The organism is Capillimicrobium parvum, assembly GCF_021172045.1.
Classification (GTDB): domain Bacteria; phylum Actinomycetota; class Thermoleophilia; order Solirubrobacterales; family Solirubrobacteraceae; genus Capillimicrobium; species Capillimicrobium parvum.
The window spans coordinates 774733-797172 of the sequence record NZ_CP087164.1; the positions used below are offsets into that span (position 1 = coordinate 774733).

Genomic DNA, 22440 nt, shown 5'->3' on the forward strand with positions numbered 1-22440 from the left:
GGCGTCCTACGCGGCGAGACCCAGGAGCCGCGCGGCGTTGTCCTTGAGGATGCGCGGGCGCACCTCGTCCTTGATGGGCACCTGCTCGAAGTCGGCCAGCCACCGGTCGGGCGTGATGACCGGATAGTCGGATCCGAACAACACCTTGTCGCGCAGCACGGTGTTGGCGTACTGGATCAGGACGGGCGGAAACAGCTTCGGCGACCAGCCGGAGAGGTCGATGTACACCTGCGGCTTGTGCATGGCCACGCTGATGGCCTCCTCCTGCCAGGGGAAGGAGGGGTGGGCGAGGACGATCGGCATGTCCGGGAAGTCGACCGCCACGTCGTCGACGAACATCGGGTTCGAGTACTTCACGCGGATGCCTCCGCCGCCGCGCATGCCCGATCCCATGCCGGAATGGCCGGTATGGAACAGCGCGGGCAGGCCGGTCTCGGCAATCGCCTCGTACAGGCCGTACGCCATCCGGTCGTTGGGGTAGAAGCCCTGCAGGTTCGGATGGAACTTGAACCCCCGCGCGCCCCGGTCGATCAGGCGGCGCGCCTCGCTCACCGCGCGCTTGCCGCGATGGGGATCGAGGCTGACGAACGGAACGAGCACGTCGTCGTTGGCGTGCGCGACGTCGAGCACCCGTCGTTGGAGACCGGCACCTCGCCGGTGTTCGCTTCGTTGTCGACGCAGAAGATGACTGCCGCCATGTTGCGGCTGCGGTAGTACTCGGCGACCTCGTCGGCGTTGGGACGGGGGACGTCGGTGCGGAAGTGCTTGGACGCGGCGTCCAGGATCTCGGTGGTGATCGGATCGGGGGGCCCGGTTCGTGGAACCTGGGCGTGCGTGTGGACGTCGATGGCGGTGATGCGCTGGAGATCGATGGTCATGCGGGTCTCGCGGGTTCGGGGTGGCCTTGGACGCTGGTCTGCGCGCGGTCGGGCTCGACCATCTGCCGGGAGGCCGGGTCGCCGAAGAGCTCGGCCAGTGCGGACCCCCGCCGTTGGAGCACGGCGCGCCGGTTGAGGGAGCCCTTGTCGGTGACTTCGCCGGAGTCGATGCTGGGCGGCTCGTCGAGCAGGACGAGCCGTTCGATGCGCGAGGCCGATCCCTGCCCCTCATTGAGCGCCTGCAGCGCACGCGCGAGATCGTCGCGCAGCCCGGGGTGATCGAGGGCGACGGGACGCTCGCCGCCGTAGCGTCGCCGCGCGCGGGTCTGATCGACCCAGGCCAGCGCGCCCACGAAGCGCTCGTTCTCGCCCGCGATGACCGCGTCGGCGAGCACGCCGGCCTCCGCCAGCAGGGCGGTGCGCAGGCGGCCGGCCCGCACCCACGTGCCGGTGACGAGCTTGAAGTCCTCGCCCAGCCGGCCATCGAAGACCAGGCCCTGATGAGGGTCGGTCTCGTCGACGAACCGGCAGGCGTCCCCGGTCCGGAAGAAGCCGTCGGAATCGAACGTCTGCGCCGTGAGCCCGGGCTGTCCGAAGTAGCCGGGCGTGATGCCCGGGCCCTTCGCCATGGCCTCCCAGCGCGTGTCGCGGGCGACCAGCTTCAGCGTCACGCCGGGCAGGGGGAGGCCGATGCAGCCGCGGGCCGCCGGGTGCCAGTGCGCCGCGGTCAGGCCGGGCCCCGTCTCGGTCGCGCCCCAGCCCGCGATCAGGGGAACGTCATGGTCGCTCGCCGCGTCGGCCACGGCTCGCAACCGGTCCCAGAGCGCCGGCTCCAGGGCCGCCGCGGCAGAGAACATGAAGCGCAGGCGCGAGAAGAACGCGCGGGCGAACCCGTGGTCGTCCTCCAGCGCGCAAGCCAGTTGGGCGTATCCCGCCGGAACGTTGTAGTAGACCGTCGGCCGGATCGCGCGCAGCGCGGCGATGCTTCGCGGGAAGTCCTCGGCCGTGGGCTTGGCGTCATCGATGTGGATGCTGCCCCCGAACGCCAGCACCTGGCCGAGGTTGTGGTTGCCGCCGAACGTGTGGCTCCACGGCAGCCAGTCGACCAGCACCGGCGGCTCGCCGGCCATGAACGGCCACACCTGGCCGATGGCCTGCTGGTTGGAGCACAGCATCCCGTGGGTGTTGACGACCCCCTTGGGGACGCCGGTCGATCCCGACGTGAACAGCAGCTTGGCCACGGACTGCGGCGTCACCGCGGCGAACGCGCGCTCGACGTCGGGCCCGGCCGGCGTTCGCACGAGGTCGTCGAATCGCACCGCACCGGCACGCTGCCCGCGCGCCACCACCTCGACCCGCCCCGGCGCGGCCACGGCGTCCAGCGCCGCGCCGTAGGGGCCGGGGTCGTCGGCGAAGACCATGCCCGGCGAGCAGAGCGCGGCGATCGCTCGGATGCGGGCATGGTCCCGGCTGGCCAGCGAGTACGCCGTGCTCACCGGGATCACGGGCACGCCGGTCGTGTGCGCCCCGAGGGCCATGACGAGGTGCTCGATGGAGTTGCCCGACAGGATCATCAGCGGCCGGTCGGCGCCGAGCCCGCGGTCGAGCATCGCCTGCCCTACGGCATCGGCTGCGTGCCGCGCGTCGCCCCACGTGAGCCGTCGCCAGCCTCCGTCGTGGCGCTGCGCGGCCAGCAGCGCGTCAGGCGCTCGCTCGCCGTGGCGCCGAAGGAGATGGCCGAGGGTGGGAGCGTGCTCGCCCAGCTCGTCGGCTGACCGCAGCAGCACGACGTCGCCGCGGTCTTCGACCAGGACGCGTGGGGTGGCGAAGACGCGTGTCGCGCCCGCCGTCATCCTGCCGGCCGGGTCACGACGTCCACGGGCCCCGTGCCCACCCGTCCAGGTCGTAGTCCGCGAGGCACGCATCGACGAGCTCCTGCTGGCCGGCGGTGATGCCGCCGATGCCGGAGAAGCGCAGCGTGTCGAGGCGGATCTGCTCCTGGTTGCCGCTGTAGTTGACCTCGTACCAGGCGTGGCGGTCGCCGAACTCGCTGCCCACGGCGTCCCAGATGAGCTTGAAGAGCTTGATGCGGTCATGCGCGTCGCCGTCCGAACCTCGGTAGTACCGGTCGAGCGTCGGACGCAGCTCCTCGCTGAGCAGGTCCTGCGCGCTCGACGGAACGACCAGCGGGGCGCCGCCCAGCTGCTCCGTGAAGATCTGACGTGCCAGGCCGAACGCCTGGGTGCCGAACTGGCGGATCAGCACCGCGTACTCCAGCTTGGGGATCACGCTGCCGCCCGGGCCGGACTGGGTCTCGTGGCACAGCGTGGAGGTCAGCGCCCAGATCAGGTTGCGCCAGCCCATGAGCTCCCCGAGCTGCGCCTGGACGCCACGGAAGCCGTCGGTGCCGTTGGCCTTCAGTCCGCGGGCCAGGAGGCCGCACAGGAAGTCGAGCTTGACCGCCAGGCGCGTGCCGGACTGCAGCGTGTAGCGCGGCATGAAGCCCGACTGCGCGTAGAACGCGGTGGCCTTCCTGACGTCGCGGTAGACGAGGACGTCCTCCCACGGGACGAACACGTCGTCGAAGACGATCACGGCGTCGTTCTCGTCGAAGCGCGCCGACAGCGGCGCGTCGAACGGCGACGTCGCCTTGGCCTCGTAGGAGGCGCGCGAGATGAGCTTCACGCCCGGCGACGCCATAGGCACGATGAAGCACAGCGCGTAGTCCTCGGCCTTGCCCTCCTGCAGTTCGACGGCGCTGTTCTGGGCGACGAACGTCGCATGGGTGAGCGCCGAGCCGGTCGCGAGCATCTTGGCGCCGCGCACGACCATCCCCCCGTCGCGCTCGGCGACCACGTGCACGTAGACGTCCTCGACCTCGTGGACGGCGCGGTGGCGGTCGATCGGCGGGTTGATCAGGACGTGGTTGAGGAAGAGGACGCTCTCGGCGTACTTGCGGTACCACCTGCGGCCGCTGTCGCCGAAGGGCTCGTACCAGTCGGGATCGGCCCCGAGCGTGGCCATGAAGGACGCCTTGTAGTCCGGCGTGCGGCCCATGTAGCCGTAGGACATGCGCGACCAGGACGCGATCGCATCGCGCGAGTCGAGCAGATCCTGCGAGTCGTAGCTCGGCATGAAGAAGCGGTGGGTCAGGATCCCGTGGCGGTCCTCGGCCAGCAGGACGTCGCGCTGGCCGGGGTCGTGCATCGCGTCGTACAGCCGCGCCACCGAGCGTGCGGCGTTGCGGAACGCCGGATGGGACGTGACGTCCGCGACGCGTTCGCCGTCGATCCAGACCTCACGGCCGTCGCGCAGGCTCTCGAGGTACTGCTCTCCGGTCAGCACGTTGTTCGCCGGAGCATCCATCACAGCTGCGTCTTGGGGCCGGACAGATCCGACGCGGGGGTCAGTCATGCGCTTCCTCTCGCCGTCAAGCGCCGACCATCACATGAAGGCGCATTCTGTTTGACAGGATAGGTTTCCGCTCAACAGAAAGTCAAGCACCCGGCGCTGGGGTCGGGGGTGGCCGGTCATGTTAGATTTCGCAAACGAGTTCTGCGCAACAGAAAACGCGCGTAGGCGAGAGCGCACGGCGACCGCGGTGCGCGACCGCGGAGAGGAGAGCACGAAATGACCGATACACCGGACCGGTTCCCCCACATCTTCGAGGTGCCGACGCCTCCGGGCGCCGAAGGGTGGCGCGAGATGTACCCGTACTACCTGGTGTCGCAGGACGAGGTTCGCGACCACGAGGCGAGCGTGTTCTGGATCCAGGACAAGTACCACCACGCGCACCCGTACTACCCCTTCGACACCATCGCCGTCGAAGCCTGGGGCTTCGCCTGCGGTGGCTACTCGACGCGCGTCTTCGCCGTCCCGCCGGTGTTCGGGCTCGACCAGCGCTTCGTCAACGGCTACCTCTACTTCGGCGCCGTCCCGGTCACCGACCCCGCCCAGATCGAAGAGCGCGCGCGGCATTTCGGCGAGCGCGCCGGCTTCTACTTCGCCAACTGGGATGCGATGTACGAGAAGTGGAAGGAGAAGGCGCAGGTCGCGATCACGGAGATGGAGGCGGTCACCTTCGTTGCGCTGCCCGACCTCGAGCCGATGTCGAGCGTGACCGAGGGGCTCGGGCGCAGCCGCGGCTACGACGCCCTCACGGCGTACAGCACGCTGATCGATCGCTTCCTGCTGATGCACCAGTACCACTTCGAGATGCTGAACATCGGCTACGGCGCGTACCTGACGTTCTTCGAGTTCTGCAAGGGCGCCTTCCCCGACATCTCCGACCAGGAGGTGGCGCGCATGGTGGCCGGGCTCGACGTCATCGCGTTCCGCCCCGACGAGGAGCTCAAGAAGCTGGCGCGCGCCGCGGTCGAGCTCGGGGTCGACGAGGCGTTCGAACGAGATGGCACGCCGGAGGAGATCTTCGCGGCGATGAAGGACAGCGACGGCGGCCGCGAGTGGCTCCAGCGCTTCGACGACGCCAAGTACCCGTGGTTCAACTTCTGCTCGGAGTACGGCTTCTACCACACGCAGCGCGCCTGGATCGACGATCTGGCCGTGCCGCTGCGGGGCATCGCCGACTACGTCGTGCGCGCGCGCGCCGGGGAGGACCTCCTGCGTCCGACCGAGCGCCTGCGGGCCGAGGCCGACGCCATCGCCGGGAAGTACCGGGAGCTGTTCACCAGCGAGGACGAGCTGGCGCAGTTCGAACAGCTGCTCGGGCTGTCGCGGACCGTCTTTCCCTACATCGAGGACCACAACTTCTACGTCGAGCACTGGTCGCACACGATCTTCTGGAACAAGATGCGCGATCTCGGCGACCTCCTGGCGCACAGCGGACTCCTGGCCGCGCGCGACGACGTCTTCTACCTGCACCGCTACGAGATCTCCGAAGCGCTGTTCGACGTGGCCGAGTCGTGGGCGATCGGCGTCGCTCCGCGCGGATCCAAGCGCGCGCAGGACAAGGTCGCGCGCCGCAAGGAGATCGTGGAGACGCTGCGCGACTGGGAGGCTCCGCCCGCCCTCGGCGCGCCGCCGGAGGTCATCAACGAGCCGTTCATCATCATGAACTACGGGGTCACCACCGCCCGCGTCCAGGAATGGCTGCGCGGCACCACGGGCGAGGTCCGCAGCCTGTACGGCATCGCGGCTTCGCCGGGCGTCGTGGAGGGCCCGGCCCGTGTGATCCGCACGGAGAAGGAGCTGTCGCAGGTGCAGCACGGCGAGATCCTCGTGTCGCCGACGACCGCTCCGTCGTGGGCCTCGGTGTTCTCGCGCGTGTCGGGCGTCGTGTCCGATGCCGGCGGGGTCATGTCCCACGCGGCCATCGTGTGCCGCGAATACGGGCTCCCGGCGGTCGTGGGCGCCGGCATGGCCACCTCGGTCATCGAGACGGGACAGCGCATCCGCATCGACGGAGGCACCGGGACCATCAGCCTCCTCGACGAGGACGGCGGCGACGGCGACCGTGCGCCGCAGACCTCAGGGGCGGCGTCGTGAGCATGACCGGCGTCGAGCAGGTCTACGCGCTCCCCTTCGACGCGCCGCTCGCCCGCGAGCGCGTGCACTCGGGCGGCAAGGGCGCCGCGCTGGCGGACATGATCGCCGCCGGGCTGCGGGTGCCGCCGGGCTTCGCGGTGACGGTCCGGGCGTGCCGTGAGGCGCTTGCCGCGCCGCAGCTCGGCGAGGCCATCGCGGCAGCGGCCGGCGACGCCGGCGACGAGGCCGCCGCGGTCGCGGCCGCCGACCACGTACGAGCGCTCATCCTCGACCACGAGGTCCCCGATCGCATCCGCGACGCCATCGTCGAGGCGTATCGCGACCTCGGGGCTGCGCTCGGAACCGAGAACCCGGCGGTCGCCGTCCGCTCGAGCGCCGTGGCCGAGGACGGCGACGCGGCCAGCTTCGCCGGCGAGTACGAGAGCTACCTCTGGATCCGCGGGGAGGAGGAGGTCGTCGCCGCGGTGCGGCGGTGCTGGGCCAGCCTGTTCAACCGTCGCGCGATCGTCTACGTCAGCGAGCACGGGATGGACGCGGCCGCCGCCGAGATGGCGGTGGTCGTGCAGCTGATGGTCGATGCGCGGGTCGCGGGCGTCATGTTCACCGTCAACCCGCTCTCCGGCGATCCGTCGCGCATCTCGATCGAGGCCAACTGGGGTCTCGGCCTCTCCGTCGTCGGCGGTGAGGTGACGCCGGACCGCTATCTGGTCGACCGCGTCAACATGACCGTCTGCGACCGCCGGATCGCCGACAAGACCGAGCAGTACGTCGCGGCGGCGCGGGCCGGCGACGATGGCAACGTCGAGCTCGTTGCCGTCCCCGACGAGCAGCGGAAGGCGGCGTGCCTCGACGACGACGAGGTGCTCGAGATCGCCCGTCTCGGCGTCGAGCTGCACACCCACCACGGTGGCGCGCAGGACGTCGAGTGGGCGCTCGACGCCCGCCTGCCGTTTCCCGAGAACGTGCTGCTGGTCCAACGCCGGCCGGTGACGGTCCATGGCCGGCGCCCCAGCGTGGCGATCGCCGGACAGGGCGTCACCGACTGGATCGTCGCCAACCTCACCAAGGATCGCCGATGAGCGACGACGGAGATGGCGGCGACGAGCTCACGGGTTCGGACGTCGACGCGATCCTGTCGCTGATCAACACGCTCGACTTCGACGAGGTCACGGTCCGTCAGGGCGCGCTGACGCTGACGGTGACCAAGGCCGGCGCGCCTGCGGCGGAGGCCGTGCCACCGGACGCGATGCCCGCCGCCCCCGCGCCCGGCCCGGCCGCCGCCGCGCCGGCGCCCCCCGCGAACGTGCCCGCACCGGCACCGGACCGCCGCACGACGGTCAGCTCGCCCCTGCTCGGCACGTTCTACTCGCGCCCCGAGCCCGGTGCCGAGCCCTTCGTCGCCGTCGGCTCCCAGGTCGACGAGACGACGGTGGTCTGCATCGTCGAGGTGATGAAGATGATGAACTCGGTCCAGGCGGGGGTCCGGGGCACGATCGTCGAGTGCCTCGTCTCGGACGGGGAGCTCGTCGAGGCCAACGGGCCGCTGTTCGCCGTCGAGCCCGCCCCCGCGCCGTGACGTCCCTGCCCCGGCGCCTGCTCGTCGCTCAGCGTGGCGAGATCGCGCTGCGCATCATCGGGGCGTGCGACGCGCTCGGCATCGAGACGGTCCTCGCCGCATCCGCGGCGGACCTCGACAGCCTCCCGGCCCGGCGCGCCGGCCGGACGGTGTGCGTGGGCGAGGCGCCCGCGACGCAGAGCTATCTGCTGGCCGACGCCATGGTGCACGCCGCACTCGCCACCGGTTGCGATGCGCTGCACCCGGGCTACGGCTTCCTGTCGGAGAACGCGGGCCTGGCCCGCACGTGCGCGGACGAGGGCCTGATCTTCGTGGGCCCGAGCGCGCGCCACCTCGTCGGCTTCGGCGACAAGGTCACGGCGCGGCGGCTGGCCGGTCAGGCCGGCGTTCCGCTGCTGCCCGGCCGCAGCGTGGACGGGGTCGGCGACGCACTCGCGGTCGCCGAGGAGCTCGGCTACCCGCTGCTGCTGAAGGCGGCTCATGGGGGCGGGGGCAAGGGCATCCGCATCGTTCGCAGCCAGGCCGAGCTTCGCGAGTCGTTCCCGGTCGCCGCCTCGGAGGCGGTCGCCTCGTTCGGCGACGGCCGGCTCTACGTCGAGCGCTACGTCGCCGCCGGCAAGCACCTCGAGGTGCAGATCGCCGGCGATCGCCATGCAACCACGATCCACCTGGGTGAGCGCGAGTGCTCGCTCCAGTACGGCTATCAGAAGCTGCTGGAGGAGTCTCCCTCACCCAGTCTCACGCCGCGCGAGCGAGCGGACCTGCTGGCCTGTGCCGTCGCGCTCGGCGGCGAGGTGGGCTACGACAACCTCGGCACCGTGGAGTTCCTCTTCGACGTGCAGCGCCGCGAGCTCTTCTTCCTGGAGGTCAACCCGCGCATCCAGGTGGAGCACCCCGTCACCGAAGCGGTCACCGGCGTCGACCTGGTCCAGGAGCAGATCCGGATCGCGTGCGGGCAGCCGCTGAGCGTTGCGCAGCGCGACGTCGCCTTCGACGGTCACGCGATCGAATGCCGGGTCAACGCCCAGATCCCCACCGCCGACGGGCTCCTGCCGCGTCCGGGGCGCATCGACCGCTGGGAGCCGCCCGACCTTCCCGGGGTCCGCGTGGACTCGCACTGCTTCTCGTCCTATCTCGTCCCGCCGTACTACGACGCCCTGCTGGCCAAGGTCATCGCGCACGCCGGCGACCGTCCGGCGGCGATCGCGCTGATGCGCGACGCGCTGGACGCATTCGTCGTCGACGGCGTCCCGACCACCATCTCGCTGCACCAGACGGTCCTCGCGCATCCGGCGTTCGCCGCCGGCGAGGTGACCACCAGCTGGCTGGACGAGGAACTGGCCGACCTTCTGATGGAGACCGCATGAGCCGGACGATCGGCCTGATCGACACCACGCTGCGCGACGGCAACCAGAGCCAGTGGGGCGCCACCGGCATCGACAACGTCATGGTGTCCGACGTCCTGCCGGCCCTCGCCCGGGCGGGCTACGAGGCGATCGAGTTCATCACGAGCACGCTCATGGCGACCAGCGTGCGGTTCCACCACGAGGACCCGTGGGAGCGCATCCGCAATGCGGCGCAGGCGCTCCCCGACACCCCGCTGGGCTTCCTGACCAGCGGCCTGAGGTTCATCAGCTGGGATCGCACGCCCCTGGAGATCATGGAGTTCGCGCTGCGGCTGCTGATGAAGAACGGGATCCGGCGCTTCTGGGTCATCGACTCGCTCAACGACATCGACGCGGCGCTGAAGATCGCCTCGCTCATCAAGAGCGCCGGCGACGCCGAGGTCGTGATGGGCATCGTCTACACGGTCAGCCCCGTCCACACCGACGACTACTACGCGCAGCGCATCGACCGCATCGCCGCATCGCCGCTGGTCGACGCCGTGTACCTCAAGGACGTCGGCGGTCTGCTGACGCCTGAGCGGACCCGTTCGCTGATCCCGGTCATGCGGTCGAGGATCGGCACCCGCCGGCTCGAGATGCACGCCCACTGCAACACGGGCCTGGCGCCGCTGTGCTACCTCGAAGGCGCCGCACTCGGCGTGGACGCCGTCCACACGGCGATCTCGCCGCTGGCCAACGGCTCGGCCCAGCCGTCGGTCGAGAACACGGCGCGCAACCTGCGCCAGCTCGGATACGACGTGTCCGTCGACGACGAGGCGCTGGCCGAGATCGCCGGCTACTTCCACAGCGTCGCCCGCCGCAAGGGCCTGCCGGTCGGCGCACCGGTGGAGTACGACGTCGCCTACTACGACCACCAGGTTCCGGGCGGGATGATGGGCACGCTGCGTCGCCAGCTGACCGAGATGGGGATGGCCGACCGCCTGCCCGAGGTCCTCGAGGAGGTGGCGGTCGTCCGGCAGGAGCTCGGCTACCCGATCATGGTCACGCCCTTCTCGCAGTTCATGGGTGCGCAGGCGGTGATGAACGTCGTGTCGGGCGAGCGCTACTCGATGGTTCCCAACGAGGTCGTCGCCTACGTGCGCGGCGTCTACGGCGAACCGCCGGCGCCGGTCGACCCCGACGTGCGCGACCGGGTGCTCGCGTCGGCCGGAGCGGCGTCCGGCCGCGACGGCGCGGCCGAGATGACGCTCGCGGACCATCGCCGCCGCCTCGGCGCCACGCTGGACGACGAGGAGCTGCTGATGCGGATCGTCATGCCCGCCGAGCAGATGGACGCCATCCGGACGTCCCCGGCCCTGCGTGCGACGAGCGCCGCGCGTCCGATCGTCGACCTCATACGCGAGCTCGGCACGCGGACCGACGTGTCGCGCGTTCAGGTCCGCAAGGGCGGCTTCCTCCTCGACACGCAGCGCGCCCTGCCGGCGCGCGGGCCAGGCGTCGAGGGCTGATCCGGTGCCGCTGATCGACGGCCTGCCGGACGTGGACGGGCTGATCTTCGACATCGACGGCACGCTGGTTCTCGGTGCCCGGCCGGGCGGCGAAGGCGGTCGGGCCCTTCCCGGGGCGCTCGAGCTCGTCGAGACGCTCCAATCGCGCGACGTGCCGCTGGTCTTCTGCACGAACGGCAGCAGCCAGCCGCCCCGGCGGTACGTGGAGCACCTGCGCGCGGCGGGCTTCGCCGTCTCGGCGCGCGACTGCCTGACCCCGCCCGTGGTCGCCGCGCGGATGATCGCGGCGCACGTGGCGCGCCCTCGGGCGCTGGTCATCGGCGGCGAGGGCATCGAGGAACCGCTCGAGGACGGCGGGGTCGAGATCGTGGCGCCCGAGCGCTGGCCCGAGGCCAACGTCGTGCTCGTCGGTCACGATCGAGGTCTCGATGCCGCCAAGATCGAGGCGGCATGCCAGGCCATCTGGGCCGGTGCGGCGTTCTTCCTCACCTCGGACGCGCCGTCGTTTCCGGCGCGCGGCGGTCGCGCCGTCGGCCTCTCGAGCGTGATCGGCGCCGGGCTCGCCCATGTCACGGGCGTCCGGCCGCGGCTCACCGGCAAGCCGTCCCAGGCGGTGATGGACGCGGCGGCCGGGATGCTCGGGCTCGACGCCGGTCGGGTGGCGGTGGTCGGCGACGATCTCGCTCTGGAGATCGAGATGGCGAAGGCCGCGGGAGCGGCCTCGGTCCTGACCCTCACCGGCACCTCGACCGCTGAGGACGTCGATCGTCGCTCGACGGTTGACCGCCCGGACCTCGTGCTCGAAGACCTGACCCACCTGCTCGCGCGGTTGGGCTGAGGCTACGCTGCCGACATGACCGGACCGTCCCGGGAGCGCCCTGCCTATCCGATCGAATCGGTCGACAATGCGCTGAGGCTGCTGCTCACCTACCGGGACCGAACGGCGATCCGGGTCTCCGAGGCGGGCGAGGCGATGGGCGTGGCCCCGTCGACGGCCCACCGGCTTCTGGCCATGCTGCAGTACCACGGGTTCGTGACGCAGGACGAGCAGTCGCGCGCCTACCTCGCCGGACCTGCGCTGGTCGATCTCGGTCTTGCCGTCGTCGGGCGGATGGACATCCGCGATGCGGCCCGTCCCCATCTGGAGGCCCTCTGCCGTGACGTCGGCGAGACGGTCCATCTCGCCGTCCTGCGCGACAACGAGGTCCTGTTCGTCGACAGCGTCGAGACGACGAAGGCGGTGCGCGTCGGCTCGCGCACGGGCGAGACCATGCCGGCGCACTGCACCTCGATCGGCAAGGCGCTGCTCGCGGAGCTGCCTGCGGATCGCCTGCGCGAGCTCTACCCGACGCCCCGGATCAAGGGACGGACCGAGAAGTCGATCTCGACCCGGGCGCGCCTGGAGCGAGAGCTGGAGGACATCCGCGCGGTGGGCTACGCGACGAACTTCGGCGAGAGCGAGTCGGAGCTCAGCGCGGTGGGGATGGCCATCCAGGGAGCGGTCGGCACGCGCGCGGCGGTCAGCATCTCCGCGCCGGTCTCGCGGCTGGACGGCGAGGCCATCCGCGCGCTGGCCGGGCCGCTGGGGGCCTGCGTGGAGCAGATCGGCGCCGAGTTGTACGTTCCGCGAACCTGAGCGGGCGGGATGTGCGGCCTGACCGGGGCCTGACCCCTCACGGCTGACCGGCCGTGCCCGAGCCGGTAGAACTTGCGCTCTTCGACGCCGTCGCATCCACGGCACCGGGAGGTCGCTTGCTGTTCGCAGGTATCGACATCGGTGGGACGTTCACGGACCTCGCGCTCTACGACTCCGGGACCGACGCGCTCGTCGTCCACAAGCTGCGCTCGAGCCCGGACGACCCGTCGCGCGCGCTCGTGGAGGGGATCGCCGAGCTGTGCGCGCTTGCGCAGGTCGGGACGGACGCGCTCGACGGGGTGCTGCACGGGACGACGATCGCGACGAACGCGGTGCTCGAGCACCGAGGGGCGAAGACCGGCCTGATCACCACCGACGGCATGCGCGACGTCCTGCACATCGGGCGCCACCAGCGCCCGGAGCCGTACTCGGTCATGCAGGACGTCCCGTGGCAGGACCGCCCGTTCGTCCGGCGCTCGGAGCGCCTCACCGTGCCGGAGCGCATCGCGCCGCCGCGCGGCGACGTGGTGCAGGCGCTCGACGAGGACGCCGTCCGGGCCGCCGCCGCCCAGCTGCGCGACGCCGGCGTCGAGGCCGTCGCCGTCTGCTTCCTGTTCTCCTACCTCGACGACGCCCACGAGAAGCGCGCGGCGCAGCTCGTCCGCGACGCGATGCCGGACGCCTTCGTGACGACCAGCGCGGACGTGAGCCCGCAGTTCCGCGAGTTCGAGCGTTTCAACACCACCGCGATGAACGCCTTCGTCGGACCGGGCACGGGCCGGTACCTCGCCCGCCTGACCCAAGGGCTCGCGAGCCGGGGCGTCGCCGCCGAGCTCCTCGTGATGCGCAGCAACGGCGGCGTCGCGAGCGCACGGGAGGCGGCCGAGCGGCCGGTCACGCTCATGCTCTCCGGCCCCGCCGCCGGCGTGCTCGGTGCGCAGTGGGCGGCCGGGCTGACCGGTCGCCGGAACCTCATCACCTTCGACATGGGCGGCACGAGCGCCGACATCGGGATCGTGGCCGACGGCATGGTGACCGAGGCCTCCGCGCGCGACACGCAGGTCGCCGGCTACCCGCTGCTCGTCCCCATGTTCGACATCGAGACGATCGGCGCGGGCGGCGGCTCGATCGCCCGCCTCGATGCCGCCGGCGCGTTCCGCGTCGGACCGCAGAGCGCCGGGGCCGACCCGGGGCCCGCGTGCTACGGCCGCGGCGGCCCCGACGCGACGATCACCGACGCGCATCTCGTCCTCGGGCGCATCGACCCCGAGCGGTTCCTCGGGGGCGACATGCCGCTCGACCCGGGGGCGGCCGCCGCGGCGATCGATCGCCTGGCCGCCGAGCTGGGCATGAGCCGGCTCGACACCGCCGCCGGCGTCCTGCGGATCGCCAACGCGCAGATGGCGCGGACGATCCGCGGGATCACCGTCGAGCGCGGCCGCGACCCGCGCAGCTTCGCGCTCGTCGCGTTCGGCGGGGCGGGGCCGCTGCACGCCGCCGATCTCGCCGACATGCTCGAGATCCCCGAGGTCCTCATCCCGCCGCACCCGGGCATCACGTCGGCGACCGGGCTGCTGACCTCCGAGCTGCGCTACGACCTCATGTCCACGGTGCTCATGGTCCAGGGCGCCATCGACGGGGCGCGGATCGACGAGCTCTTCGCGCAGCTCACCGCCATCCTGCTCGAGCGTCTGCAGCGCGACGGCGCCGACCCCGACCAGGTGCGGGTCGAGCGGTCGCTGGACTGCCGCTACGTCGGTCAGGGCTACGAGCTGCGCATCCCGTTCGACGGCCACGCGTTCGCGGAGGCGGCGCTCGACCGCTTCCACGCCGTCCACGAGCAGGAGTACGGCCGCGCGCTCGCCGACCCGATCGAGATCGTCAACGTCCGCGTGCGCGCCGCCGGGGATCGCCCGCGGCTCACGCGCATCGCCGTGGGCGGCGGCGATCTCGCGTCCGCGACGATCGGCGAGGCGGCGTCCGTCTGGGACGTCGGCGGCGAGCTCGCCGACCTGCCGACCCGGCGGCTGCTGCGAGAGCGCCTGCCGATCGCCGAGCCGATCGACGGCCCGGCGGTCATCTTCCAGCGCGACACGACGATCGTCGTGCCGCCGAGCTGGCGGGCGACCGCCGATCCCGGCGGCCCGCTGCTGCTGTCCGCCGTCCGCACGACCCAGGGAGGCCGACGATGACCACGTCCAGCGCGACCATCGACCCCGTCAGCGCGTCGGTCATCGGCGGCAGCCTGAGCTCGATCGCGATCGAGATGGGCTACCGCCTGACGCGCATGTCGTACTCGTCGATCATCCGCGAGTCCGAGGACTTCGGCTGCGCGATCTGCGACGACCAGGGCCGCCAGCTGTGCGTCTCGACGCAGTCGACGCCGCTGCAGTCCGCGCCGATCCCCGGCTACGTCGCCGGCATCAACCGGCGCTTCGCCGAGCTCGGCGACACGTGGCAGCCGGGCGACGTGGTCATCCACAACCATCCGTACTACGGCTCGTCGCACCAGCCCGACGTGGGTCTGGTCGTGCCCGTGTTCGTCGAGGACCGGCTCGTCGGGTTCTCGGTGACGACGGCCCACCACCTCGACCTCGGTGCGCTCAGTCCCGGCAGCTGCGGGATCGTCGACGCCGGCGACACCTTCGCCGAGGGCCTGCACCTCAACGCGGTCAAGGTGCAGGAGGGCGGCCGGCGGGTCGAGAGCGCGTGGCGGATCATCGCCGACAACACGCGCGTTCCGCGACTCGTCGTCGGCGACCTCGAGGCGCAGGTCGCCGCGGCGACGTTCGGCGCCGAGCGCTTCCGCGAGCTGATCGCCGAGCACGGCCTCGATCGCGTCGTCGCCGCATCCGAGCACCTGATGGACCACTCGGAGCGGATGCTGCGCCAGGCGATCGAGGCGATCGGCGACGGCCGCTACGAGGCCGAGGGGATCCTCGACGGCTTCCTCGACCATCCCGATCCGGGCTACCGCGACCTCGCGATCAAGGTCGCGATCACCGTGAGCGGATCCGACCTGCACGTCGACCTGACCGGCACCGCGCCGCAGGTCGACCTGCCGATCAACATGCCGTTCGTCGGCACGGTCGACGCGGCGGTGTACGTCACGCTGCGGTCGCTGCTGCTCGACTCGGCCACGAGCGATCCCGTCGCGACCAACTCCGGGCTGTTCCGGCCGATCACGATCGAGGCACCGCTCGGCACGCTCGCCAACCCGCGCTTCCCCGCGCCGACGATCGCCCGGTTCTGCTCGGGCAACATCGTCGCCGCGACCGTCATGCGCGCCCTCGCGCCGGTGCTGCCCGAGGCGGTCTCCGCGGGGATCGGCAATCTCAAGGTGACCGCGTTCTCCGGCGAGGCGGACGGGGCCGCCTGGGTCTACATGGACATCATGGAGGGCAGCTACGGCGGGCGCTTCGGCAAGGACGGGATCGACGCCGTCGACACGCTGTACGCGAACACGCGCAACAACCCGGTCGAGGACATCGAGTCGCACTATCCGCTGCGGGTGACGCGCTACGAGCTGTCCGACCGCGGCGCGGGCGCGGGGCGGTGGCGGGGTGGCCTGGGCTCGGTGCGCGAGTTCGAGTTCCTCGCCGACGGCGGCTTCTCCATGGAGGGCGACGGCAGCAGCAGCGCGCCCCCCGGCCTGTTCGGCGGCGCCGACGGCACGCCGGGCCGCGTGGTGCTCGACCCGGGCACGGACGCCGAGCGCGATCTGCCGTCCAACAGCCCGTACCGCAAGGCGGCCGCGGGTACGGTCCTGCGGCTCGTCGGCCCCAGCGGCGGCGGGTACGGAGATCCCGCGCTGCGCGCCCCGGAGGCCTCCGCGCGCGACGATGCCGACGGCATCGCCGTGACGGGCGGATGAGCGCGCTCGCCGGCGCGCTGGAGCGGCTGTCGCGGATCGGCCGCGACGGCGAGGGCGTCACGCGCCTGGCGTGGACGCCCGAGCTCGCGGAGGCGACCGCGGCCGTCGCCGAGGAGCTCACCGGGCTCGGCCTCACGGTCGAGCACGACGAGGCGGGCAACATGATCGCGCGCTGGGAGGGCAGCGGCTCAGGGGCGCCGGTGATGGCGGCGTCGCATCTCGACACGGTGCCCCGCGGCGGTCGCTTCGACGGGGCGCTGGGCGTCCTGGCCGCGGTCGAGGCCGTCATGCCGTCGAGGAGCACGAGCGCCGGCAGGCCTGGGTGCGCGAGCTGGTCGAGCGGATCGCCCGGGAGGAGCGGCTGGAGGCGACGATCGAACGCCACTACGCCGTGGCGCCGGTCGCGATGGACCCCCGGGTGATCGCCGCGATCGAGGCCGCGGCCGCCGAGGAGGGCGTGCCGGCGCTGCGGATGTTCAGCGGGGCGGGGCACGACGCCATGAACGTGGCGCCGCGCGCCCCGGCCGGCATGCTCTTCGTGCCGAGCCGGGGCGGCCTCAGCCACACCCCGCGCGAGTGGACCGACGCGGCCGACTGCGAGCTCGGCGCCCGCGTGCTGGCGCGGACGCTGCGCGCGCTGTCGGCCGGCGCGGTGGTGTGAATCGCCTGCGTGATCCGGCTACGCCGCCGACGACGCGGGCGCCGGCGAACCGGACGCTGGCAGCGGCCACGCCGGGTCCGCGATATCGCCGGTGCCGATCAGCCGGGCGACGGCGACTGCGACGGCGCCGACGGCGGGCCAGGCGACGCGCCGGAGGAGGAGGGCGTGGGGCATGGCTGATCGGCTGCAAGCCTGCTCTCGATGCAGCCGCCTTGCAAGGCGGGCGCGCCGGGATAGCGCACCTCGAGGACGCGACGGCGGGCCACGACGATGCGGCGCTCCCGCCGGAGGTGGGCGTCGAGCCCGGACGTGAACGGCCCGTGCGGGGACCGGATGAAGCGGGAGACCTCATAACGGTCGCCGCGGTGCGTCCGCCAGCGCAGCACCAGCCCGCCGTCCTGCGGGCGGTAGACGAAGCGCGTCCGGCGCACGACCGCCCCGGCGGGCGTCGCGAACCCGCCGCCGAGGCTCACGGTGCCGTTGCGGTGCGCGTGGATGCTGGTGCCGAACGGCATGAGCCGCGCGCTGCGGTGCAGGAGCACCGGTCCGGCGGAGTCGGGATGGTGGAGCCGGTGGGTGTACGGGCGCTGCGGGACCGCCTCGATCCAGCGGCCCTCGCGCAGCTGCTTGAGCTCGACGAGGCCGAAGTCGTAGCGAAAGTCGGACGCCGGCCGCGATGTCGTCGGCTCATAGCCGGACGTCATCCGGACCGCGTACCACGTGGTCGGGCGGCGGACGACGGCGAAGCGGCTCGAGCCGGTGCCGAGCACGCGGCTGCTGACGGTGTCGGCCGCGATGCCGGACGCCGTCCGGCCCGGCGTCCGCGCGGCGATCGCCCAGTCGAGGCCGGCCAGCGTCAGACCGATGTATGGGATGTTCGACGCGTACTCGTCGACGCGGCGCACCGCGGTCGGGTCCTCGCGGGCGGCCGGGACGATGTTCAGCCCGACTCCGCCGAAGCCGTGGACGAGCTCGATGCGGTCGATCTCGCGGTTGGCCAGGGCGACGTAGCGGGCGCGGGCGCGCTTGGACGTTGCGAAGCGCGCGGCCACCTCGGCACCGTAGGCGGTCAGCGACGCCGCCCAGGCCTCCTCCTGGCTGCGGCCCCAGTATGCGGTCGCGCCGTCGGGCGCGGCGGCCGCCCACTGTGCGTTGGCCATGTAGAGCAGCACGCGCCGCGCGCGGGACGACGCGCGTCGTCCGAGCAGCTCGATCGCGCGCGCGTACATGCCGAGCGAGAGGCCCACGTAGGCCCGCGGATGGGCAGGAGGATCGGAGAGCACGACGCCGCGCAGCCCACCACCGAGCGATTGGCCGTGCGCCGCGGTGTACTGGACGAGGTTGTGGTTGACGATGAACTCGACCGCCGACCGCGCTCGTGCCCGGTCGTGCAGGACTGCGCCGGGGCACGTGCACGTCAGCCCCGTCCGCAGCAGCTCGAGCGTCATGACGCTCTCAACGAGCGTCTTGTTGCAGTAGCGGCTGCCGCCGATGTGGCGCCACTGGACGCGGCGCAGGTGCTGGGCCCACGCGGCGCGGCGCGGCGCGAACAGCGAGCGGTACGTCTGGTTGCGTCGCATCAGGTTGTAGGAGGCCGCGAGCGCCAGGTCCTCGAAGGGGCTGCCGTCCGGGCACCCCTGCGGCGGGGTGGGATATTTCGCGATCGCATAGTCGATCGCCTGCAGCGCCGACCGGACCATCGCCGCGTCGTGGTCGCGCACGCCGTTGAGCAGCAGGCCGTAGGCCAGGAACGCCTCGCCGTAGCGGGCGCAGCCCGCGCAGCCGAGGCCCGGGTCGAAGTAGGCGCCGTTCTCGCGCTGTGCGCCTGGCCAGTGCGCCGCGATCCTGCGACTGAGGGCCGGCCACCCCGAACCGGCTGCGTCGCCGGACGGTGCCGGGGCGCCAAGCGCGGCGGCGCAGAGCCCCGCCGCCCCGGCCGAGAGGACCGCCGCCAGGAGCGCGGCCCTGCGGCTCATGCGGATCATCGCGGTTTGCCTCACGAGGCTGCCCACCTCCCCGGGCTCGCGCGCCACAGTCGCCGCTCGCGCGCCCGCCGTCGTCCTGCAGCGTTGGGGAACAGTAGACCGTCCGACATCGTCTGCGGGCGGCGTCGCCGCGACGCTGGGCTCGGTGAGAGCTACGGGCAGCATCCTGAACCTCGTCACCTGACGTCACGCTCGACATTCCGGTCCGGGTTTTTCCGAACCAGGGACGGGATACCTGCGGATGGCGGGGCGCCCGAAGGCTGGAACGCTCGGATCATGAGCGGCGCGGATCCCACGTATGCGGCGAAGCCTCCCCAGTGCGTGCCGCCGGAACCCGTGGGCATCGGCCGCGGGCTCGCCGAGGACCGGCTGCGTCACCGCGAGCACCGCATCGGCCAGGTGATGCGGGAGCTGCGCGCCCGCGCGGATGCGCATGTCGCTCGCGGCGATTCCGTCCCGCGTCCGCTCAACCAGGCACTCGAGGGCTTCGCGACAGAGCTCGCCCAGGTCCGCCGCGCGCTCGGCGCCCACGGCGGGGCCGGCTGGCCGAGGCAACGCCGGGCGACGGGCCGCTGGGCCCGCTGAGCCTGCGGGCCACTACGGAGCCTCGAAGAGTGCAGCCCCCCGATGCGGGGAAGCGCCCCGCGGCCGAACATCGCGGCATGTCCGCCCTTGCGCATCCCACGCCGCGGCGCGTCGTCGTGGCCGGCGGTGGCATGGGCGCCATGGCGTCGATCATGGCGTTGCGCGAGGCCGGCGAAGACCGGCTGCGCGTCACGCTGGTGGCGCCCGACGGCGGAGAGCTCGAGTACGACTCGCTCGTGGTCGCCACCGGCGCAGCGGCGGCCGCCACGTACCCGGAGCCCCTGACGTTCTCCGACACGGACCCGTCGTGTCTGCACAGCCTGCTGCACCGGATCGAGCACTCGACTGCCCGTCGGTCCGGCTCAGAGGGCCTGCACGTGGACGTCGAGCCGGCCGGCCGGCCGCGATGAGCGGGTCCGGCCCCGCCGCGGCGGCGCTGTCGCGGCGCCTGGTGTTCGTCACCGGCAAGGGCGGCACGGGCAAGACGACCGCGGCGGCGGCGCTCGCCCTCGCGGCCAGGCGGATGGGACGAGCCACGGTCGCCTGCGAGGTCTCGGGCCACACGCAGGTGCCGCGGCTCCTGGGGTCCGAGACGGCGATCGCGACGATGTCGATCGATCCGCGCCTGGCGCTGCGCGAATGGCTCTCGCGATTGATCGGCGGCCCCGGTGCGGCGCTGCTCACGCGGCCCCAGACGTTCGGCTACTTCGTCGCGGCCGCGCCCGGCGCGCTGGAGCTGATCACGCTCGGCAAGGCATGGGACCTGACCCGGGCCGATCCACGTCGCCACCGCGAGGCGTTCGAGTCGGTGGTGCTCGACGGGCCATCGACCGGGCAGGCCGAGGGAATGCTCCGCGCGCCGTCGACGTACGCGGCGCTGGGGCGGGCGGGCCCGGTCGGCGTCGAGGCTGCGCAGTTGCGCGACGCCGTGGCGGATCCGTCGAGCAGCGCCGTGGTCGTCACGACGCTGCTGACCGAGCTCTGCGTGAGCGAGACGCTCGAGTTCGCAGGCCGCGCCGAGGAGATCGTCGGCCGCCGGCCCGACCTGGTCGTCGTCAACCAGGTCCTCCCCGACCGCTTCACCGCCTTGGACCTGCGGCGCCTGCGCCGCGCGGTCGACGCTGCGCGCGACCCGACGCTCGATGCGGCCGAGCAGGTCGTGCAGCTGGCCTGCGACCGCGCGCGATCGCAGGCACGTCAGTTCGAGCGGCTGCGCGCCGGCGTCTCCTCGCCGATCGTGGAGCTGCCGTTCGTCGCCGCCGGCGCGCTGGGGCTCCGTGAGCTGACGGCGTTGAGCCAGTTGCTCTGGCGCCCAACCTACGATTGGACCGGTGTGCGCGCAGATCGTGGTCGGCTTCGACGATTCGGGCCCCGCCCGGGACGCGCTGGCGCTTGCGGAGCTGCTTGCCGGTGATACGACGGAGATCGTGTTGGTCTGCGCGTACCGGGCCGGCTCGCTGTCGGCGCGGGTGACGCCGCCCGAGTACGGGGCGTCCGGCCGCGACGACGCGGAGGCGCGCCTCGCCGTCGCGGCGGAGCGCCTCCACGGGCGGACCGGCGTGCGCTTCGTCACGCGCGCCGCGCGATCGGCGGCTGCGGCGCTGCACGAAGTCGCCGAGGAGGCCGACGCTGAGCTCGTCGTGGTCGGCTCGTCGCATCGCGGGGCCCTGCGCCGCATCCTGCCCGGGACGACCGCGGCACAGGTGCTGTCGGCCGCGCCGTGCGCGGTCGCGGTCGCGCCGATCGGGTTCTCGGAGAACCGGCCCGGCCGCATCCAGAGCGTCGGCGCCGGCTTCGACGGCGGTCCCGAGTCGGCCGGGGCGCTCCAGCGCGCCGCGCGCCTCGCCGTCGAGCAGCGGGCGGTGCTGCGCGCGTTCGCGGTCGTGGAGCCGGTGGAGCGGACGTTCGGCTGGGCCGGGGACTGGATCTATCCCGAGTACGTGGCGGATGCGGTCGCCACGATGCGCGAGGAGCTCGCCGCCGCGCGGGGTGCGCTGCACGAGGCGCCGCGCCGGGTGACCGAGGAGGTGCTCGAGGGCGATCCGGCGACGGAGCTGGTGCGCGTCTCGGAGCAGGTGGACGTCCTCGTCCTCGGATCGCGCGGATACGGCCCGGTCGGCCGGCTCGTGGTCGGCAGCGTCGCCGCCCGCGTCGCGACCGCGGCGGCCTGCCCGCTGGTGCTCTGTCCGCGCGCGGGGGAGTGAGCGAACCGCCGCGCTACGCGCCGGGGCCGATCAGGTTGCGTTCGAGCGCGTAGGCGACGAGCTCGGCGCGCGTCGTGCGCCCGAGCTTGCGCTGGATGTGCGCGCGGTGCGACTCGACGGTGCGGACGCTGAGGAACAGCTGCTCGGCGATCTCGGAGTTCGTGTTGCCGAGGGCGATGAGGCGCAGGACCTCGACCTCGCGATCGCTCAGGTCGTCCGCGGGGGCGGCCGGCATGGCGGGTTCCGCGGCGAGCCGGGCCCCGAGCTTCGGGTTCAGGTACGTGTCGCCCCTCGCCGCGGCACGAACCGCCTCGACGAGCTCGTCGTCGGCGGCCTCCTTGAGGACGTAGCCGGACGCGCCCGACTGGAGCGCCTCGCGCGCGAAGCGGGGTTCGTTCTGCATCGTCAGCACGACGATCGCGGTCCCCGGCACGTCCTCGCGCAGCTGCGGGATGGACGGCAGGCTCGACTCGTCGCCCAGGTTGAGGTCGAGCACGAGCACGTCGGGACGGATCGCCCGCACCTTGCGCAAGGTCTCGGCGAGATCGCCCGCCTCGGCGATGACCTCCATCTCGTCCTCGTGCTCCAGCACGAACCGCAGGCCGCTGCGGACCACCGCGTGATCGTCGGCCAGCACGATCCGGATCTCAGTCTGTTCCTCGCTCACGACGTGCGACCATAA

Annotated in this window: 18 protein-coding genes and 1 pseudogene; 14 read left to right on the forward strand and 5 right to left on the reverse strand. The window is 72.4% G+C overall.

All coding sequences use genetic code 11. The annotated features are described in order from the left end of the window. Positions 1 to 6 precede the first annotated feature (6 nt). The 3 genes and pseudogenes from DSM104329_RS03830 to DSM104329_RS03840 form a co-directional block, all read right to left on the reverse strand. Positions 7 to 878, reverse strand: a pseudogene (locus DSM104329_RS03830) (amidohydrolase family protein). Further along, entirely contained in the window at positions 875 to 2731 is a 1857-nt protein-coding gene (locus DSM104329_RS03835; protein ID WP_259314070.1) for a feruloyl-CoA synthase, read from the reverse strand. The pseudogene DSM104329_RS03830 and the gene DSM104329_RS03835 overlap by 4 nt, the downstream one beginning before the upstream one ends. A gap of 13 nt (positions 2732 to 2744) precedes the next feature. Beyond that, on the reverse strand, positions 2745 to 4244 hold the full coding sequence (locus tag DSM104329_RS03840) for a 4-hydroxyphenylacetate 3-hydroxylase family protein (RefSeq protein ID WP_259314071.1): 1500 nt from the start codon (positions 4242 to 4244) through the stop codon (positions 2745 to 2747). A 264-nt stretch (positions 4245 to 4508) separates the two neighbouring features. Here DSM104329_RS03840 and DSM104329_RS03845 point away from each other — a divergent pair, with 264 nt between their 5' ends. The 10 genes from DSM104329_RS03845 (at position 4509) to DSM104329_RS03890 (ending at position 16984) form a co-directional block, all read left to right on the forward strand. Then, positions 4509 to 6383 (forward strand): PEP-utilizing enzyme, encoded by a 1875-nt coding sequence (locus tag DSM104329_RS03845; protein WP_259314072.1) that lies wholly within the window; start codon positions 4509 to 4511, stop codon positions 6381 to 6383. A gap of 2 nt (positions 6384 to 6385) precedes the next feature. Next, positions 6386 to 7462: a PEP/pyruvate-binding domain-containing protein gene (locus DSM104329_RS03850; protein ID WP_259316180.1), complete on the forward strand. Its 1077-nt coding sequence runs from the start codon at positions 6386 to 6388 to the stop codon at positions 7460 to 7462. Then, positions 7459 to 7959, forward strand: a complete 501-nt coding sequence (gene accB, locus DSM104329_RS03855) for an acetyl-CoA carboxylase biotin carboxyl carrier protein (RefSeq protein WP_259314073.1) — start codon at positions 7459 to 7461, stop codon at positions 7957 to 7959. The genes DSM104329_RS03850 and accB overlap by 4 nt, the downstream gene beginning before the upstream one ends. Beyond that, positions 7956 to 9326: an acetyl-CoA carboxylase biotin carboxylase subunit gene (locus DSM104329_RS03860; protein WP_259314074.1), complete on the forward strand. Its 1371-nt coding sequence runs from the start codon at positions 7956 to 7958 to the stop codon at positions 9324 to 9326. The genes accB and DSM104329_RS03860 overlap by 4 nt, the downstream gene beginning before the upstream one ends. Then, positions 9323 to 10813: a hypothetical protein gene (locus DSM104329_RS03865; protein ID WP_259314075.1), complete on the forward strand. Its 1491-nt coding sequence runs from the start codon at positions 9323 to 9325 to the stop codon at positions 10811 to 10813. The genes DSM104329_RS03860 and DSM104329_RS03865 overlap by 4 nt, the downstream gene beginning before the upstream one ends. A 4-nt stretch (positions 10814 to 10817) precedes the next feature. Further along, a complete protein-coding gene (locus DSM104329_RS03870) occupies positions 10818 to 11651 on the forward strand; it encodes an HAD-IIA family hydrolase (protein ID WP_259314076.1) in 834 nt (277 codons plus the stop codon). 15 nt (positions 11652 to 11666) lie between these two features. Then, positions 11667 to 12449, forward strand: coding sequence for an IclR family transcriptional regulator (locus tag DSM104329_RS03875; protein WP_259314077.1), 783 nt, complete (start codon positions 11667 to 11669; stop codon positions 12447 to 12449). A gap of 116 nt (positions 12450 to 12565) precedes the next feature. After that, complete coding sequence (locus tag DSM104329_RS03880; RefSeq protein WP_259314078.1) at positions 12566 to 14641, forward strand: hydantoinase/oxoprolinase family protein; 2076 nt, start codon at positions 12566 to 12568, stop codon at positions 14639 to 14641. Next, a complete protein-coding gene (locus tag DSM104329_RS03885; RefSeq protein WP_259314079.1) occupies positions 14638 to 16323 on the forward strand; it encodes a hydantoinase B/oxoprolinase family protein in 1686 nt (561 codons plus the stop codon). The genes DSM104329_RS03880 and DSM104329_RS03885 overlap by 4 nt, the downstream gene beginning before the upstream one ends. A 70-nt stretch (positions 16324 to 16393) precedes the next feature. After that, complete coding sequence (locus DSM104329_RS03890; RefSeq protein ID WP_259314080.1) at positions 16394 to 16984, forward strand: M20/M25/M40 family metallo-hydrolase; 591 nt, start codon at positions 16394 to 16396, stop codon at positions 16982 to 16984. A 98-nt stretch (positions 16985 to 17082) separates the two neighbouring features. Here the strand turns inward: DSM104329_RS03890 and DSM104329_RS03895 are convergent, their stop codons facing one another. Next, on the reverse strand, positions 17083 to 18960 hold the full coding sequence (locus DSM104329_RS03895) for a hypothetical protein (RefSeq protein WP_259314081.1): 1878 nt from the start codon (positions 18958 to 18960) through the stop codon (positions 17083 to 17085). Between the two features lie 330 nt (positions 18961 to 19290). Here DSM104329_RS03895 and DSM104329_RS03900 point away from each other — a divergent pair, with 330 nt between their 5' ends. From DSM104329_RS03900 to DSM104329_RS03915, 4 genes are all read left to right on the forward strand, one after another. Next, positions 19291 to 19554, forward strand: coding sequence for a hypothetical protein (locus DSM104329_RS03900; RefSeq protein ID WP_259314082.1), 264 nt, complete (start codon positions 19291 to 19293; stop codon positions 19552 to 19554). Between the two features lie 77 nt (positions 19555 to 19631). Then, on the forward strand, positions 19632 to 19964 hold the full coding sequence (locus DSM104329_RS03905) for a Rossmann-fold NAD(P)-binding domain-containing protein (protein ID WP_259314083.1): 333 nt from the start codon (positions 19632 to 19634) through the stop codon (positions 19962 to 19964). Beyond that, positions 19961 to 20968 (forward strand): ArsA-related P-loop ATPase, encoded by a 1008-nt coding sequence (locus DSM104329_RS03910; protein WP_259314084.1) that lies wholly within the window; start codon positions 19961 to 19963, stop codon positions 20966 to 20968. The genes DSM104329_RS03905 and DSM104329_RS03910 overlap by 4 nt, the downstream gene beginning before the upstream one ends. Continuing rightward, positions 20886 to 21758 (forward strand): universal stress protein, encoded by an 873-nt coding sequence (locus tag DSM104329_RS03915; protein WP_259314085.1) that lies wholly within the window; start codon positions 20886 to 20888, stop codon positions 21756 to 21758. Before DSM104329_RS03910 ends, DSM104329_RS03915 begins: the two co-directional genes overlap by 83 nt. Before the next feature lie 13 nt (positions 21759 to 21771). Here the strand turns inward: DSM104329_RS03915 and DSM104329_RS03920 are convergent, their stop codons facing one another. Beyond that, positions 21772 to 22425, reverse strand: coding sequence for a response regulator transcription factor (locus DSM104329_RS03920; protein ID WP_259314086.1), 654 nt, complete (start codon positions 22423 to 22425; stop codon positions 21772 to 21774). Positions 22426 to 22440: the final 15 nt, after the last annotated feature.

What these genes read in the sequence shown, in the direction of transcription:
- DSM104329_RS03885 (WP_259314079.1), top strand. Translation starts at nt 14,638, where the DNA reads ATGACCACGTCCAGCGCGACCATCGACCCCGTCAGCGCGTCGGTCATC.
- DSM104329_RS03905 (WP_259314083.1), top strand. Translation starts at nt 19,632, where the DNA reads ATGTCCGCCCTTGCGCATCCCACGCCGCGGCGCGTCGTCGTGGCCGGC.
- DSM104329_RS03845 (WP_259314072.1), top strand. Translation starts at nt 4,509, where the DNA reads ATGACCGATACACCGGACCGGTTCCCCCACATCTTCGAGGTGCCGACG.
- accB (WP_259314073.1), top strand. Translation starts at nt 7,459, where the DNA reads ATGAGCGACGACGGAGATGGCGGCGACGAGCTCACGGGTTCGGACGTC.
- DSM104329_RS03875 (WP_259314077.1), top strand. Translation starts at nt 11,667, where the DNA reads ATGACCGGACCGTCCCGGGAGCGCCCTGCCTATCCGATCGAATCGGTC.
- DSM104329_RS03865 (WP_259314075.1), top strand. Translation starts at nt 9,323, where the DNA reads ATGAGCCGGACGATCGGCCTGATCGACACCACGCTGCGCGACGGCAAC.
- DSM104329_RS03835 (WP_259314070.1), bottom strand. Translation starts at nt 2,731, where the DNA reads ATGACGGCGGGCGCGACACGCGTCTTCGCCACCCCACGCGTCCTGGTC.
- DSM104329_RS03840 (WP_259314071.1), bottom strand. Translation starts at nt 4,244, where the DNA reads ATGGATGCTCCGGCGAACAACGTGCTGACCGGAGAGCAGTACCTCGAG.
- DSM104329_RS03850 (WP_259316180.1), top strand. Translation starts at nt 6,386, where the DNA reads ATGACCGGCGTCGAGCAGGTCTACGCGCTCCCCTTCGACGCGCCGCTC.
- DSM104329_RS03895 (WP_259314081.1), bottom strand. Translation starts at nt 18,960, where the DNA reads ATGAGCCGCAGGGCCGCGCTCCTGGCGGCGGTCCTCTCGGCCGGGGCG.
- DSM104329_RS03910 (WP_259314084.1), top strand. Translation starts at nt 19,961, where the DNA reads ATGAGCGGGTCCGGCCCCGCCGCGGCGGCGCTGTCGCGGCGCCTGGTG.